The 15,249-nt window shown below is 68.7% G+C and carries 12 protein-coding genes; 7 read left to right on the forward strand and 5 right to left on the reverse strand.

Features of this window, described 5'->3' with window-relative positions:
• Positions 1-1,392 (reverse strand): polysaccharide biosynthesis tyrosine autokinase, encoded by a 1,392-nt coding sequence (locus GV015_RS07845; protein ID WP_159877793.1) that lies wholly within the window; start codon positions 1,390-1,392, stop codon positions 1-3.
• 98 nt (positions 1,393-1,490) lie between these two features.
• On the opposite strand from GV015_RS07845, the gene GV015_RS07850 reads away from it, so the two are divergent.
• Positions 1,491-2,117, forward strand: a complete 627-nt coding sequence (locus tag GV015_RS07850; protein ID WP_236555563.1) for a hypothetical protein — start codon at positions 1,491-1,493, stop codon at positions 2,115-2,117.
• A 170-nt stretch (positions 2,118-2,287) separates the two neighbouring features.
• Here GV015_RS07850 and GV015_RS07855 read toward each other — a convergent pair whose 3' ends face one another.
• A complete protein-coding gene (locus tag GV015_RS07855; RefSeq protein WP_159877797.1) occupies positions 2,288-3,865 on the reverse strand; it encodes a glycosyltransferase family 39 protein in 1,578 nt (525 codons plus the stop codon).
• Positions 3,866-4,133: 268 nt separating this feature from the next.
• On the opposite strand from GV015_RS07855, the gene GV015_RS07860 reads away from it, so the two are divergent.
• The 4 genes from GV015_RS07860 to GV015_RS07875 all read left to right on the forward strand — a co-directional run bounded on the left by GV015_RS07860 (position 4,134) and on the right by GV015_RS07875 (position 8,673).
• Positions 4,134-5,303: a glycosyltransferase gene (locus GV015_RS07860; RefSeq protein WP_236555370.1), complete on the forward strand. Its 1,170-nt coding sequence runs from the start codon at positions 4,134-4,136 to the stop codon at positions 5,301-5,303.
• A gap of 178 nt (positions 5,304-5,481) precedes the next feature.
• On the forward strand, positions 5,482-6,636 hold the full coding sequence (locus GV015_RS07865) for a DUF1972 domain-containing protein (RefSeq protein ID WP_201299375.1): 1,155 nt from the start codon (positions 5,482-5,484) through the stop codon (positions 6,634-6,636).
• Complete coding sequence (locus tag GV015_RS07870) at positions 6,629-7,771, forward strand: Gfo/Idh/MocA family protein (RefSeq protein ID WP_197977383.1); 1,143 nt, start codon at positions 6,629-6,631, stop codon at positions 7,769-7,771. Before GV015_RS07865 ends, GV015_RS07870 begins: the two co-directional genes overlap by 8 nt.
• Entirely contained in the window at positions 7,756-8,673 is a 918-nt protein-coding gene (locus tag GV015_RS07875) for a hypothetical protein (protein ID WP_159877801.1), read from the forward strand. Before GV015_RS07870 ends, GV015_RS07875 begins: the two co-directional genes overlap by 16 nt.
• 96 nt (positions 8,674-8,769) lie before the next feature.
• Here GV015_RS07875 and GV015_RS07880 read toward each other — a convergent pair whose 3' ends face one another.
• From GV015_RS07880 to GV015_RS07890, 3 genes are all read right to left on the reverse strand, one after another.
• Entirely contained in the window at positions 8,770-9,981 is a 1,212-nt protein-coding gene (locus tag GV015_RS07880) for a glycosyltransferase family 4 protein (protein ID WP_201299376.1), read from the reverse strand.
• Positions 9,978-10,772 (reverse strand): CDP-alcohol phosphatidyltransferase family protein, encoded by a 795-nt coding sequence (locus tag GV015_RS07885; protein ID WP_079705129.1) that lies wholly within the window; start codon positions 10,770-10,772, stop codon positions 9,978-9,980. Before GV015_RS07885 ends, GV015_RS07880 begins: the two co-directional genes overlap by 4 nt.
• A gap of 415 nt (positions 10,773-11,187) precedes the next feature.
• The gene (locus GV015_RS07890) at positions 11,188-12,720 is read right to left on the reverse strand and encodes a sugar transferase (RefSeq protein ID WP_192004585.1); all 1,533 of its coding nucleotides are present in this window, start codon (positions 12,718-12,720) and stop codon (positions 11,188-11,190) included.
• A 486-nt stretch (positions 12,721-13,206) separates the two neighbouring features.
• On the opposite strand from GV015_RS07890, the gene GV015_RS07895 reads away from it, so the two are divergent.
• Together GV015_RS07895 and GV015_RS07900 are read left to right on the forward strand one after the other, a co-directional pair.
• Positions 13,207-13,692 carry a MarR family winged helix-turn-helix transcriptional regulator gene (locus GV015_RS07895; RefSeq protein ID WP_197977384.1) on the forward strand — a complete coding sequence of 162 codons (486 nt, stop codon included), beginning with the start codon at positions 13,207-13,209 and terminating at the stop codon, positions 13,690-13,692.
• A gap of 265 nt (positions 13,693-13,957) precedes the next feature.
• Positions 13,958-15,247 carry a C40 family peptidase gene (locus tag GV015_RS07900; RefSeq protein ID WP_236555372.1) on the forward strand — a complete coding sequence of 430 codons (1,290 nt, stop codon included), beginning with the start codon at positions 13,958-13,960 and terminating at the stop codon, positions 15,245-15,247.
• The last annotated feature ends 2 nt before the right edge of the window (positions 15,248-15,249 follow it).

Consider the following 15,249-nt stretch of genomic DNA (forward strand, 5'->3'; position numbering starts at 1 on the left):
TCAGCGACCGGCGCGTGCGGCGAGGAAGCGCTTGGAGCTTTCGCGCGACTCCTTCTCGCTCGTGTAGTACTTGCTGTCGCGATCGCCTCGCTTCACCCGGTTCAGGACCACTCCGACGAGAGTGGAGTGCGAACTCTCGACGGCGGTCGCCGCCTTCGCCAGGTGGCGGTGCCTCGTGAACCGCTCCCGGACGACCAACAGCACACCGTCGGCCATGTTCCCGAGCCAGAGTGCGTCGGTGACCGAGATCACCGGGGCCGAGTCGACGATCACCAGGTCGTATCGCTCCGAAGCAGTCGCGAGGAGCGACTTCATCGACGACGAAGCCAGGAGCTGGTTCGGGTTGGGCGGCACCGTCCCGGCCGTGAGCACGTCGAGATTGTCGCTCCCCCACGGCTGGATGGCTGAGGCGAGGCTCTCCCCGCCGACCAGCACCGAGGTGAGTCCGACGCCGCCCTCGAGCTGGGTGTAGCCGGCGATCGACGGGTGCCTGAGGTCGGCGTCGATGAGGAGGACGCGCTGACCCGCCTCCGCCTGCTCGAGGGCGAGGCCGATGGCGACGGAGCTCTTGCCTTCGTCCGGCTGTGCCGACGTGACCACCAGCGAGCGCAGCGGGGTGTCGATGTTCGCGAACCTGACGTTCGCCGACAGGTTGCGGAATGATTCCGCGACGATCCCGTGCTGATTCGTCCGCAGGGTGGCGACCAGGGAGGTCCCGCGCTTGGCCTCGGCGATCTCGCCGAGGAGTGGGGTCGGGGTGATCTGCGCCAGATCCTCCGCATCGACGATCCGCGTGGACAGCGCTCGGCGGGCGAACGCGAACGCAACGCCGACGGCGAGCCCGAGCGCCGCTCCGATGGCGGCGAGCAGCGCCGTGTTGGGCGAGATCGGGAACATCGGGAGCGTGGCGGAGTTGATGCTCGTCAGGCGGACCGTCGGGCGCTGCTGGGCGTCCTGGGGAGACACCTCCGCGACTGCGGCGGCGAGCGAGTTCGCAACCGATGCGTTGATCTTCTGGGCGAGCGCCGGGTCCGAGTTCTCGACCGAGACCTCGATGATCGCCGTGTTGAGCGGGGAGTCGGCCGACACGGCCTTACTCAGCTGCGACACCGTCATGTCGAGGTCCAGCTCGCCGATGACCGGTGCGAGCACGAGATTGGATTCGCTCATCAGGGCGTACGTCTGCACCAGGCTCTGCACATAGCTGGAGCCCTGCACCAGTTCGGAGGTGCTCTCTCCTCGCTCGGCGGACAAGAGCACGCTGCTCGTCGACCGATAGATCGGCACCTGTGTCTTGGCGTAGACGTATCCGAGTACACCCCCGAGGACGACGAGGGCTGCGATGACGAAGATGTGCTTTCGGAGCGTCTGGACATACTCGTGCAGTGTCATGCTGGTTCCCCCAGGTGGAAGCTGTGCCGGCGGTCGCGATCGGGACGCCGGCGGCTCGTTGGTATACTGTAGGCCGTTCTCAGGAGGCGAGAGTGTCGATGGTTTCACCGGGCGTGCTCGCCGTCTGCCACGCGAACGTGTGTCGTTCTCCACTCATGGAGTTCCTGCTCGGGCCGTCGCTTCGGGCCGGGCTGGGCGACGAGATCGGCGTTCGGAGCGCTGGCACGCGTGCCGTCGAGCGGGCCATCTGTTCCGAGGTGCACCGCAGGCTCATGCCGTTGGGCGGCGCTGCGTTCGCTGCGGCGCATCGGACCCGCCTGCTGACGCCGGAGCAGATCCTCGAGGCGGACCTCATCCTGACCGCGAGCGCCGAAGAGCGAGCCCACGTCGCTCGCCTCGACCCGTCGGCGCGGACGCGTACGTTCACGCTGCTCGAGGCCGTGGAGCTCGTTCGACTGCAACCGCTCCCAGAGGAGCTCGACCGCATCGCGGATGCCGGGCCGGGTGCGGAGCGAATCCGAGTGCTGGCGAATGTGCTGCACCGTCGGCGTGGCCTCGCCATGCCGTCCGTCCGTCGTCGGCGTCGGGGTGTCGACGGCTTCGACATCCGAGATGCGCACACGGAGCGCGGGGTGCGGCACTCGGACATCATCCGCGAGACGGAACTGGCAGCCGGCGACCTCGCTCATGGCGTTCGGTCGCTGGTCGCCGTGTCCACGGGCTGATCGCTCGGCCCACTCGTCACGGGGCGGTGCTGGCGTCTGCTGCATGGGCTCATTCGTCTGGGATGTGGGGCGCGCGCACATGGGGCGAGCCGGTGGACGGGTCGACGCCGATGTCGCCCGGAGAAAAACGTATCCGTTTGCCGGCGGACTGTTGAGCCCCAAAGCAGGGGTCACAGACGTTCGTAGCGGGTGACCGTGTTCCGCGTTCCGGCCCAGTCCTCGGTCGCCACATAGCCCAGTCGGGCGAGCAGCTTCCGATCCGCGGCAGCGGTCGCCTCCGGTGACTGGCGGCCGGTGACGACCCAGACCACCTCGTGGCGCTCGAGCCGCTCGACGGCTGCGTCGAGCGTCGACGACGTGCCGTCGAGGGTGCCGTCTGCCGCTCCGCTTGTGAGGAGCGTCAGGTCGTCGAGATCGGCGAACGGGGCCGGGTATGCGTACGCCATGCGGCGACTGGTCCAGGTCGACACGCCGTCGACCGGAGCGTACCGGGGGGAGAAGTACACGGCGTCGCCGGGCGTGGCATCGCGTTCGATGATGCGGGCCGCTTCCGCCCAATCGCTCCCACTCTTCGCGCCGGGTACGCGTTGCGACACGGCGATCGGCAGCAGACACGCGATCATCACCACGGCGATCGCTGATCGGAGGGCGCTCGGTCGGACGGAGGTGATGCCGATCGCCATCATCATCGCGGCAGCCGGTGCCGTGTAGGTGAAGTAGCGGGGTGAGTACAGCGGCGAGTCGACCAAGGTGTAGGCGATCACCAGGGTCGGGCCGAGGACGAGCCACGGGCCGAGCAGGGCGAGCGCCAGCCGCTGCTGCGGATCGCGGTCACGCAGGAGCGACACGATCGCCGCCACGATCAACCCCCACGAGATCACGGCGAGGACGACGCTCGCTCCTCGCCAACCGAGGTCGAGCCAGCGGCTCGTCGCCGCGGCGGTGGGCGTCTCACCGAGGAACCACTGATTCACGAGGAGGCGTCGGGCGAGCTCGAGCGGTCGCTGCTCGCCGTCGACGCCGAGTTGCCCCTGCTGACCCGTGGCCGTAAGGATCACGGGTACTCCGAGGACCCCTGCGCAACCCGCGGCGCCGCAGAACGTGAGCAGCCGCCGGAGCGAGAATGGTCTCAGGAAGAGCACGGTGATGCCGTGGCCTGCGATGAGTAGGACCACGTAGATGTTGAGGGCAACGCCGAACCCTGCGACCGCGGCGTACAGTGTCCACGCCCGCCATGACGGGCGTTCGAGGGCGCGCAGCACGAGGTAGGTGGCCCAGACCGCGACGGCAGCGGTGAACGCCCACGGGCGAGCCTCGATCCCCGCCCACGTGAGACGCGGCATCAGCGCGGCGATGGCACTCGCGACCGCTGCAGTTCGCGCGTCGGTGAGGCGACGGGTCAGCGCCCAGACACCCAACACGGTGGCGCCGACCGCGAGCGCACTCGGGAGTCGAGCCGCGAACTCACTCGATCCGAACAGGCCGAGCCACAGGTGCATGAACGCGTAGTAGACCCCGTGGACGGCGTCCACCTGCCCGAGCATCCGCCACAGCTCAGCCGGCGTCCGGGAAGCAGCTGAGAGAGTGATGCCCTCGTCGGTCCAGAACGACACGTTCGACGCGTTCGCCATGCTGATCGCGATCGCTACGCCGACGATGACGGCTGGCGTCGCTGCTCTGCGCTGCCGGGAACGGGTGAATTCGTCTTGGCTGGTGGACAGCCCGCTTGGTGTCGTGACAGGGGACATCAGCGACCTCCGATCCGGGACTGGGCTCCGTCCGACGGAAGGGCCGGACTGTTCGTCAGACTATCCTCGGTCCGTTCCCATCCGGCCGACGGCTGCCCAAATCACACCGGTATTGGGGGTAATCAACCGATTGCCCGCCACGGACCCGTGACATAGCGTTGAACCACGCCGCCGACGACCCGAACCGTCGAAGCGAGCGAGCCGGAAGCACCCGACGTCCACGCCGAAGCGCTCCATCGGAGAGCCCGCACACCCGAAGCAGGTACCCATGGTTTCAGCAGCCCGAGTGGAGCTGTCCATCATCGTGCCGACCTACAACGAGGCGCCGAACGTCGCCGAGCTCGTCGGTCGGGTCGAGCGCGTGCTCGCCGAGGCTGGCATCAGCGGCGAGCTCATCTTCGTCGACGATTCCAGCGACGACACCCCGGACGTCGTCCGCGCGGTGGCCGCCCGTTCCGGGATGCCCGTGCGGTTGCTGCATCGCGACCGTCCCAGCGGAGGGCTCGGCGGCGCAGTCCTCGCCGGGTTCGAACTCGCCGCTTCGGACTGGTGCCTGGTCATGGACGGAGACCTCCAGCATCCTCCGGAGATCATCCCCGAGCTGTTCGCTCGGGCGTCACAGGGCGATGCGGATGTGGTGTTGGCGTCGCGGTACGTCGGTGACGGCCGTGCGGATGGCCTGTCCAGCTGGGTCCGGACCCTCGTCTCGAAGGCGTCGACGCTGGTGACGAAGGCGATGTTCCCGGTACGGCTCCGCGATTGCAGCGATCCGATGACAGGCTTCTTCCTCGTCAACCGGACGGCGATCGACGCCTCGTCCCTACAGCCGCGCGGGTTCAAGATCCTGCTGGAGATCCTCGCGCGTCGCCAGTCACGCGTCGCCGAGGTGCCGTTCGAGTTCGCAGAGCGTTTCGGAGGGGAGTCCAAGGCCAGCGTCCTGCAGGGCGTGCACTTCCTCGTCCAGCTCGGAATGCTTCGTTTCGGACGGATGTCGGCCTTTGCGCTCATCGGGGCGCTGGGAGCCGTGGCCAACCTCGCGCTCGTCTTCCTCTTGACGCTGTGGGGGATCGAGTACGTCTGGGCGGCGATCATCGCGGCAGAGCTCACCATCGTTGGGAACTTCCTCCTCCTCGAACATTTCGTCTTCGCCGACATGCGAGCGTCCGCCGGCGCATTCCGATCACGGCTGCTCAAGTCGTTCGCCTTCAACAACGCAGAGGCGGCCATCCGCATCCCGGTCGTCGCGCTGATGGTCGAATCGGGCCATGTCTCGGCGGTCGTTGCAACGGCGGTGACGCTCGTCGTCGCCTTCGTGATCCGCTTCGTCTTCCACTCGCTCGTCGTGTACGCGCCTGAGCGGGCGGTCGCGTCGGCTGCGTTCGCGGGGCGATCACGCGTGGAGAACGACGCTGTCCTGGCGGACCCGAAGGTTCTCTAGACGCATCCTTCGATCCGGACGAGGGGCAACATGCCCCCGGTTTTGGGGGTGAACATCGCCTTGAAAAGCCGCCACCTGGCGGATTTCACCCGATACATTGACATGACAGCTCGACTGCTCCTCGTGCGCACCGGCGCGGCGCGCCACGCGCGGGTAGCAGTGAGGAGGGATGAACCACATGGGGGATGACAACGATCCCGAGCAGGATGGGCAGCCGACGGTTCGCATCCTCGGCACGCACGGGATCCCGGCGGCCTACGGCGGGTTCGAGACGGCAGCCGAGAACATCGCCGTCTTCCTCCGGGATCAGGGGTGGCGCGTCATCGTCTACTGCCAGTCCGACGGCCACGGGCCGATCGTCGAGGACGAGTGGCGCGGCATCGAACGCGTGACGATCCCCGTCGGCCCCGACGGGTGGAAGGGCACCTCCCTGTTCGACCTGAAGTCGATCAGACACGCCTCGCGGTTCGACGACGTCTGCCTCACGTTCGGCTACAACACCGCCGTCTTCAACGTCCTGCAGCGCCTCAAGGGCATCCCGAACGTCATCAACATGGACGGCATCGAATGGTCACGGGCACGCTGGGGTTTCATGAAGCAGGCGATCCTCTACGTGAACGAACGCATCGCGTGCTGGGTCGGGAACACGCTCATCGCCGACCACCCCGAGATCGAGACCTACCTCGCGAAGAAGGCGAAGCGGTCGAAGCTGACGACGATCACCTATGGCGCACACCGGGTCGACTCGGCACCCGTCGCTCCGCTGACGGCTCACGGGCTGACGCCGGGGGAGTACCTGACGCTGATCTGCCGCCCGATCCCGGAGAACACGATCCTGGAGCTCGTGCAGGCGTTCTCGGCCGAACGACGTGGCGTCACCCTCGCCGTCTTCGGCACCTACACCCCGGAGACGGACCCGTACCACCGCGCGGTCGTCGACGCCGCGAGTGACGAGGTCGCGTTCGTCGGGTCGGTCTACGACCCCGAGGAGCTCGCCGCCCTCCGATTCCACGCGCTGGGCTACCTCCACGGGCACACCGTGGGCGGCACGAACCCCTCGCTCGTCGAGGCGATGGCCGCCGGGAACGCCGTGATCGCCCACGACAACCCGTACAACCGATGGGTCGCCGGCGACGGCGCCCTCTACTTCACCACCGCCCGTGATGCCGCCGCACGGATCGGCGAGCTGCTCCAGAACCCCGCCCGCCGCGCCGCCCTGTCCTCCGCCGCGTCCGCGCGGCACGCCGAGGAGTTCACCTGGGAGCACGTCGCCGGCCAATACGAAACCGTCCTGCAGACCTACCTTGGAGGTGCACGTGTCGCACGTGTCTGAAACGAACGCCCCGGCCGCGGAAGTGCCCATCGAGACGGCCCGCGTGCGGGTCGGCGTGATCGGTCTCGGCAAGATGGGCCTCTCCCACCTCGCCATGATCAAGGCCCACCCGTGGGTGAGCGTCGACGCGGTCGTCGACTCGACCGGCTACATCCTCGACGTCCTCGGCAAGTACACCGGTCTCAAGACCTTCACCTCGGTGGACGAGATGCTGGCCGCGGTCGAGCTCGACGCGGTCATCATCGCGACCCCGACGAAGTTCCACGCACCCATGGTGAAGTCGGTGCTCGAGCGCGGTCTCCACATCTTCTGCGAGAAGCCGCTCAGCCTGAGCGCGGCCGACTCCGATGAACTCGCCGCACTCGCCGAGCGTCGCGGCGTCGTGACCCAGGTCGGGTACCACAACCGCTTCGTGGGTGCGTTCCGCGAGGTCAAGCGTCTGCTCGACCTCGGAGCCATCGGTCGCGTCACGCACATCCAGGCGGAGGCCTACGGTCCCGTCGTGCTGAAATCGCGCGGCTCCACCTGGCGGAGCAACCGCAACGAGGGCGGTGGCTGCCTCTACGACTACGCCGCCCACCCCGTCGACCTCCTCACCTGGTATGCCGGCGAGCCGATCGGCGTCGGCGGCACGGTCCTCGGCAGCGTGTTCTCCGAGCACACCGAGGACGAGGTCTTCTCGACCCTGTTCTTCGACGCCGGCGTCAGCGCGCAGCTCTCCGTCAACTGGTCGGACGAGTCCTACCGCAAGATGACCACGCAGATCACCATCACCGGGACCGCCGGTCGCATCCACGCGGACCGGCAGGAATGCCAGGTCTACCTGCGCGACACCGCGCCCGAGATCGAGGGCTACGAGACCGGCTGGAACGTCAAGTACACCACCGAGCTCACCGACGAGGTCTGGTACTACCTGCGCGGCGAGGAGTACAGCGCACAGCTGGACCACTTCGTCACCCGGGTCGTCGAGGGCGCCGTGCTGGGGACGAACTCCTTCACCAGCGCGGCCGCCACCGACCACGTCCTCGAACTCCTCACCATCGACGCGGCGGCAGGCCCGTCCACCCGAGCCGCGACGGCCGCACCCGCTCCCGTCGCGAAGAAGAAAGGCCTCCTCCCATGGCGACGAGCGTAGAGACCCACACCGGCGCGGCCGCGACCGCTGCCCCGAAGCTTCCCCGGCTCCTGTTCGGAGACAACCAGTTCTTCGGCGTCAACCACATGTCGGAGGAGAAGGCGCGCGCCCAGGCCATGCGCTTCCAGGACACCGGCGCGATCATGGACGTGCTCGACGTCGCGTACGACGAGGGCATCACCTCGTTCATGTGCACCACGCACGACCGGATCGCCGAGGTCGCGGAGCGGGTACGGCTCGACCCGACGCGGTACGCCGACTTCACGTTCCAACCGTGCATGCCGTACGCGCACAAGTACGCGGACGCCGTCACGGAGAACGGCATGCTCGGCGCGCTCAAGCGCTTCCTGCCTGAGGAGGGCCTCATGAACGCCGCCCTGCGTGGCGGCAAGGCGTTCGCCACGAAGGACGTCGAGGGGATCATCACGCTGCTCATCGACGCCGAGATGGCGATGTTCCGCGGAGTCGAAACGCCGGTGATCTGGCTGCAGAACGTCGTCGTGGACCTCCTGCTCGGCCTCGGGTTCAAGGATGCGTTCGCCATCTTCGACCACCACGTGCGCACGAAGTACCACGCGCAGCCCGGGTTCATCACGATGAACCTGCCGCTCCTGCTCGACGCCCTGGACGAGGCGGGCCTCGAGAACCCGATCGTGTGCTCGAACATCAACAAGATCGGCTTCCGCATGTCGGGCGGTATCGAGGGGTACCAGCGGGTACTCGAGGAGCGTCGGTTCCGTGCCGTCGCGATGTCCGTCTACGCGTCCGGCGCGATCCCCCCGCGCGAGGCGATCGAATGGCTCTCCGAGCAGCCGAACATCGAGTCGATGGTGTTCGGCGCCTCCAGCCGGCAGAACATCCAGAGCACGCGCCGCCTGGTCGACGAGTTCTTCGGGGTGTGATCGGGCGCGAGCCCAGCTGACACGAGGAACGGCCCCTGGCATGCCAGGGGCCGTTCCTCGTGTGGTCGGTGCGTCGGCCGGTCGGTGACCCCGCCGTCAGACGCGGACGCGCCGGACGGACTCGACCACCTGGATGATCTCGGATCGGTAGCGCTCCGGGGAGAAGCGCTCCTGCGCCGAGCGGCGGGCCCGGTCGGCGATCCGTGCGCTCCGGCCCGGATCGTCGAGGAGCTCGGCGACCGCTGCGGCCATGGCCTCGGCGTCACCCGCCGGCAGGAGCAGGCCGGTCGCGCCGTCCTCGATGCTCTCCAGATGACCGAGCGCTGCTGATGCGACGACGGGTCGCAGCGCCAGCTGGGCCTCGACCACGGCGTTGCCGAAGGGTTCCCGGAGCGAGGGGGCGACGACGAGGTGCGCGCGCTCCAACGCCGGCCAGATCGGGGAGACGTAGCCGGAGAAGGTGACCGCGCCACGGAGGTCCGGTTGGTCGGCACGGTCCCGGAGCTGCTGCTCGAACCACTCGTACCCCTCGAACGGCGTGCCCGCGATCTCGATCCGCACATCGCGCCCGGCACGGCGCAGGATCCCGACCGCGTCGAGCGCGATGTCGGGCCCCTTCCGCGGGGAGAGTCTGGCCACGATCGCGAGTCGATGCGGTTCGGAGCCGATCGGCGCCGGCGTGGGATCGACGTCGGGGCCGGCGACGCCGTTGAAGACGAGCCGGACCTTCCTGGCGAGCCCGGGTGCGGCCGTGGTGGTCGCCTCGACCGCCGCGCGGCTGATGACGATGAGCGCGTCGGCGAGGATCAGCGGCGAGTTCAGGGCGAACCGGACCAGCCTGCCGTCCGCGGTCTCCGCCTCGTGCACGTGGCAGACGACCGGTGTGCGCGTCAGGCGTGCGGCGAGGATCCACCACGGGAGCGTCACCGTGTTGACGTAGACCGCGGTCGGCGCGATCTCCTCGATGACCCTCCGCAGGAAGCGGACGGAGCGCAGGCCTTCCATCGCGAGCGAGGCGACGCCGCCCAGCGAGGCGTTGGCCCGCCGCAAGACGGGGAAGGGGACGAACCGGACCTCCGCGCCGCGGGCGAGCAACCTCGGGACCAGCTTGCCGTCGGCGGGGAGGGCGACGATCACCCGGTACCCGCGCCCGACGAACGCGCTGATGCTCTCGAGCATCTGCAGGTCCGACCCGTAGACGTCGCCCGACGGATTCGCGATGAGGACCGTCTGACCGGCATCGGTGGCCGAGGTGCCGGCGAGCTCGTGAGCGTCCAGGGTGGTCTCCGATGCGTCGATGGCGGTCACCGGCCGAGCGCGACGGGCTGGCCGCCGGACGCGGTCCCGACCGAGCCGAGCCGCTCCATGTCACGGAACCACTTCACCGACGCGAGCAGCAGGTGGCCGGCGTTGGCGAGGAACATGAGGGTGTAGGCGGCGAAGAACACCTGCGGGGCACCCAGGAGCACGAAGATCAGGCAGAGGAAGCCGTAGTCGGTCGGGATGACGAGCAGCGAGCGCAGGATGGTGCTGTGGCCGTTCTCCGGAGCCGGGTCGGCACCGTAGACACGCTTGAGCTGCTCGTTGAGGATGATCGCGAAGAACGCGACGGCCGCCACGACGCAGTAGCCGATGGGGATGAGCAGTAGCGCAGGGGTCGGCAGCTCGAAGAACCGGAACGCGCTGATGAGGACGGCGAGGTGGAGGGACGAGATCTTCGTCGCATCGATGACGTGGTCGAGCCACTCACCGGACGGTGATCCGCCGCCGCGCAGTCGCGCGACCTGGCCGTCGGCCGAGTCGAAGGCGTACCCGATCGCGAGACAGAGCCACACGCCGACACCGAGACCGATGGTCGGGGGCAGGGTCGCGAGCATGATGATGCCGCTGAACGTGAAGACCGCGCTGATCACGGTGACCATGTTCGGCGTGAGACCGAGCTGGTACGCCGCCGCGGCGAGGTAGCGACCCGCCTTGCGGTTGACGTAGATCGAGTACGCCGGAGCGCCTCGCGTCCGCTTCTTCTGTGCACCGGCGAGACGGGCGACGATGTCGGAGTACCGCTCGGCGACGTCGGGGTCTTCCGTGGGCTGAGTCATGGGGGCAGTTCGGGTCATGCCGGTCCTTGTGTTCTCATGTGGGCGCTGCAGACGATCGCTGATTCGGGTGAGCGGTCGTGAGCGGTCGGGCGACGAAGGCGCGCCCGGGTTCGGGTGTTCCGCGACCGGACGGGTGCCGGAGTGCGGGAATCGTGGCGAGGCGCGCACGGTGCCGGACGTGATGCGCCGACGGCTCGGGTAAGTCGTCGCTGCAGTGCGTCGCGGGAGGGTTCGGGTGTGCGGGTCTCGCCAGTGAGCAGCTGTGCGATCGAGCCGTTTTCGGGTGACTCGCCGGGTGACTGCGGGCGGTGATGGTGACGACTGTATCGAAGTGTTGCCCCCTCTGGAAGGGGATTTGTCCTCTTTTCGCAGGACACCCCTCGCTTTGGGGGCATCACCGACAGAAGTCCTGACATCAGTACGCGCCGACCGGTTTGAGCACGACCTTGACGGTCTGCCACATGATCATCAGGTCGCCCGTGATGGACCAGTTCTCGACGTAGTAGAGGTCCAGGCGGACGCTCTCCTCCCACGTCAGGTCGGAACGTCCGGAGACCTGCCACATGCCGGTGAGGCCCGGCTTGATGTGCAGACGCCGGTGGACGTCCTTCTCGTACTCGGCGACCTCGCTCGCCAGCGGCGGCCGGGGCCCGACGAGACTCATGTCGCCGGTGAGGATGTTCCACAGCTGAGGCAACTCGTCGAGGGAGTACTTGCGCAGGATGCGACCGACGCGCGTGATGCGCGGGTCGTTCTTCATCTTGAAGAGCACGCCGTTGCCCTCGCTCTGCGCCATGAGGGCGGGGAGGGCGGCTTCGGCGTCGGTGACCATGGACCGGAACTTGAACATCGTGAAGCGCTCACCGTTCCTGCCGACGCGTTCCTGCCGGAAGAGGACCGGGCCCGGGCTGTCGAGCCTGACGGCGAGGGCGACGAGGGCCAGCACTGGCGAGATGAGGAGGATCCCGAGGCTCGTGAGCCCGATGTCGAGTGCGCGCTTCATGATGTGGTGACCGCCCTCGAACTGCGGGATCTCCACGTGGATGAGCGGCAGCTCCTCCACCGGGCGGAAGTGGATGCGGGGCCCGGCCACGTCGGTGAGTCGGGCCGCGAGCACGAGCTCGGTCGCCGTGCCCTCGAGGTCCCACCCGAGTCGGCGGACGTAGTCGCTGCCGCCGTCGACGGGGCCGGCGATGATGACCGCGTCGGCGGTGAGGTTCGCGGCGGCCTGGGCGACGCCGTCGATGTGCGCGATGACCGGCACCGAGGTTCCCCGGCTCGAGAACGGCTCGGCCGTCTCCTGGTCGACCACGGCCGCACCGACGACGGTGTAGCTCATGCTGTGCTGCTTGGCGACCTGTTCGAGGACGTACGCGACATCGTCACGCCGGCCGACGACGACCGTCCGTGCGGTGTACTCACCGACGCGACGACGGCTGAGCAGCCATCTGCGCCACATCCAGCGGGAAGCGAGGAGCGCGAGTGTCCCCGCGGGGAGCGCGAGGATGAAGTAGCCCCGGGCGATGTCGATCTTCAGGATCAAGAAGACGATGGCGAGGATGCCGAAGGCGAACGCGCTGGCGTTGACGACGCGCTTGTACTCGGCGACACCGGAACCGATGATGCGGCTGTCCCGGGTCCTGGTGAAGCCGAGGAAGGCGAGCCACACGAGCACGATGACGCCCGACAGCAGGATGTAGAGCTGCTGGGCCTCGGGGCCGACCGGGTCGTCGCCGAACCGCACGACGAAGGCGGCCGAGACGGCGAAGAGTGCGATGACGCTGTCGGTGAGGATGAGCCAGCGACGGTATCGCTTCGACCACTCGCGCTGCGTCATGGACTTGACCGCGACGGTGGAGGACTCCGCGCCGAGCGCAGCAGCTCGGCGTCGGACGAGCGCGATGGGTCCCGTGATCGGGAAGGCGTTGTCGTTCACGTCGGCGCTCATGCTCGGGTCGACCCCTCGGAGCGGAACTGGGCGAACGCCGCGCTTCGGGTGCGCGGACGGATCTGTCGGGAGGACCGACGGCGGTTCGGGTACGTCGTCATTGGGTTGCTATCCACTTGAGGGGTTCGGGTGCGGTTCGGGTGCGCGATGCGCAAGGGCGGTTCGGGCCGCCCGCGGAGAACGCGACGTCGCTCGTGTGCCCACGACCGACCGGTGAAACCGGTCGAGATGAGCGTCCCCCTTGGATATCCCTCAACTGTAGGAAGCGGGGGTCATCGGCGGATCCCCCACTCCAGGGGGGTCGCCGCCCCCAATGCTGGGGGTGTGGGGGTCCTTCGACGCGCGATTCCGTCGTCATCGGCCAAGATGACGACGGACCTCGTCGGTCGCTCTCGTCGCCGCCCGGTGGGGGACAGCACCCACTGCCGACGTCACGCCGGGGATGGGTGGCGGCTCGGCAGTACGCTCAGCGACTACATTGGTGCCATGGATGGAGCGCGCGCGACCGATGGCGTGATCGCCGACGCCGCCCGCGATCCCATGGCCGATTGGCCCACCGGACGCCTCCTGTCCACGGCGTCCCGACTGATCGAGCACACCTGGCAGCAGGCCCTCGACGGCATCGGTGTCACGCATGCCGGTCTCATCGTCCTGCACCTGCTCGACAGCGGCCCCGCCAGTCAGAAGGAGCTCGCCCGACGAGCCCGCGTGCAGAACCAGACGATGTCACGCACGCTCGACCGGCTGGAGCGGGCCGGCCACATCGAGCGCATCGCCGCGGCCGACGACCGTCGTCGTCACGTGGTGAGCCGGACGCCCGCGGGCGATGAGGCCTGGCTGGCGGCACACCGGCTCGAGGCCGACGTCTTCCCGGAGCTGCCCGACGAGTCGGCGTTGCGGTCGCAGCTGCTCGCGATCATCCGTTCGGGCGAGTCCGCCCGCTGGTCGCCCGAGGACGTCGAACCCGCCTGACCTGCCTGCCGGGCCGCCCGTCGACAGCGGTCCCCAGGCTGCCCTGCACAACCGCTCCCTGAGCCTCCCGTGCAACACCGATCCCTGAGCCTGTCGAAGGGCGGGGCCGATCTGAGCACGCCCGTGCCCCGTCCGGGGGGATTCGAGCTGGTGCTCCGGGACGAGAGTGGCTAGTGTGATCAAAGTTTCTATTGTGACTGTTGTGACAGGATGACGGCCGCGACCCGCCGAGGTCGCCGTGATCGTGTCGTCGGACTGGAGAATGATGACCCCCGCACGAACGCCCGGTGCGCAGTACGGCCGCCGCCGTCCCTGGCTGGCGATGGCCCTCTCCGTCGGCGTCGTCACGGCGTCACTCACGGTCGGTGCCCTACCGGCCCACGCGGACGACTACCCGAGCTGGGCCGATGTCGAAGCGGCCAAGTCGAGCGAGTCCGCGAAGGCCGCCGAGATCACGAACATCACCGCACTCATCACCTCGCTGCAGGAGCAGTCAGACGCCGCGTTCCGCACGGCGCAGATCGCCGCCGAGGCCTATCGTCAGGCGCAGGACGCCGTGACCGAGGCGACCGCCCGCGAGTCGGCGCTGCGCGAGCAGGCCGAGGCCGCTGCGGCCGCCGCCAAGGTCTCGAAGCAGCGCGCCGGTGCGCTCATCGCGCAGCTGTCGCGTGGCGGCGGTGGCGACGTCTCGCTCGACCTCGTCCTCGGCGCTGGGAAGTCCGACGACCTGCTGTCCCGGCTGTCCGTCATGGACAAGCTGGGCGAACGGAACGCCGCGAGCTACGCCGAGGCGGTGACCGACCGCAACGCGGCGAGCGGCCTGACCGACCAGGCGGAGGTCGCGAAGACGGAACGCGAACGCCTCGAGGGCGAAGCGCAGACGAAGTACGACGAGGCGGAGAGTGCCTCGGCGGCGGCGTCCGCAGCGGTGGCTGCACAGGAGCAGCAGGCCGACCAGCTCTACGCGCAGCTCGCCTCCCTGAAGAACACCACCGCCGAGACCGAGCGCGGGTACGCAGCCGGCGAGTCCGCTCGTCAGGCGGCGGAAGCGGCTGCAGCGGCGGCGGCAGCCGCGGCCAACACCCCTCCTGCGTCGTCCGGCGGTTCGTCCGGCGGCGGTGGATCGAGCGGTGGCGGCGGCGCGTCCGGCGGTGGTGGCGGCGGCTCGGTCGCACCTCCGGACTCCGCCGGCGTCGAGTCGGCGATCGCCTTCGCGCTCGCTCAGGTCGGCAAGGGCTACCAGCTCGGCGGTTCCGGCCCGAACGTCTGGGACTGCTCGGGGCTCACCCGCGCGGCCTACGGCAGCGGCATCGGGACGCACTCCGCGACGAACCAGTACTACACGATGCAGTCGCAGGGACGCCTCGTGCCCTACAGCCAGAAGCAGCGCGGCGACCTCATCTTCTGGTCGAGCGGCTACGACTACTACCACGTGGCCATCTACCTCGGGAACGGCCAGATCGTCGAAGCGGCCAACGAGCGGGCCGGCACCCGGGTCGGCGGCATCTGGGGATCCGGCGACGTCGCACCCTACGTCGGTCGCCCGACGGGTTGATC

The sequence above is a fragment of the Plantibacter sp. T3 genome, from assembly GCF_902506515.1.
Lineage (GTDB): Bacteria > Actinomycetota > Actinomycetes > Actinomycetales > Microbacteriaceae > Plantibacter > Plantibacter auratus.

Excerpts from the sequence above, each read along its gene's own strand:
- GV015_RS07845 (WP_159877793.1), bottom strand. The coding sequence starts at position 1,392 with ATGACACTGCACGAGTATGTCCAGACGCTCCGAAAGCACATCTTCGTC.
- GV015_RS07850 (WP_236555563.1), top strand. The coding sequence starts at position 1,491 with ATGGTTTCACCGGGCGTGCTCGCCGTCTGCCACGCGAACGTGTGTCGT.
- GV015_RS07855 (WP_159877797.1), bottom strand. The coding sequence starts at position 3,865 with ATGTCCCCTGTCACGACACCAAGCGGGCTGTCCACCAGCCAAGACGAA.
- GV015_RS07860 (WP_236555370.1), top strand. The coding sequence starts at position 4,134 with ATGGTTTCAGCAGCCCGAGTGGAGCTGTCCATCATCGTGCCGACCTAC.
- GV015_RS07865 (WP_201299375.1), top strand. The coding sequence starts at position 5,482 with ATGGGGGATGACAACGATCCCGAGCAGGATGGGCAGCCGACGGTTCGC.
- GV015_RS07875 (WP_159877801.1), top strand. The coding sequence starts at position 7,756 with ATGGCGACGAGCGTAGAGACCCACACCGGCGCGGCCGCGACCGCTGCC.
- GV015_RS07885 (WP_079705129.1), bottom strand. The coding sequence starts at position 10,772 with ATGACTCAGCCCACGGAAGACCCCGACGTCGCCGAGCGGTACTCCGAC.
- GV015_RS07890 (WP_192004585.1), bottom strand. The coding sequence starts at position 12,720 with ATGAGCGCCGACGTGAACGACAACGCCTTCCCGATCACGGGACCCATC.
- GV015_RS07895 (WP_197977384.1), top strand. The coding sequence starts at position 13,207 with ATGGATGGAGCGCGCGCGACCGATGGCGTGATCGCCGACGCCGCCCGC.
- GV015_RS07900 (WP_236555372.1), top strand. The coding sequence starts at position 13,958 with ATGACCCCCGCACGAACGCCCGGTGCGCAGTACGGCCGCCGCCGTCCC.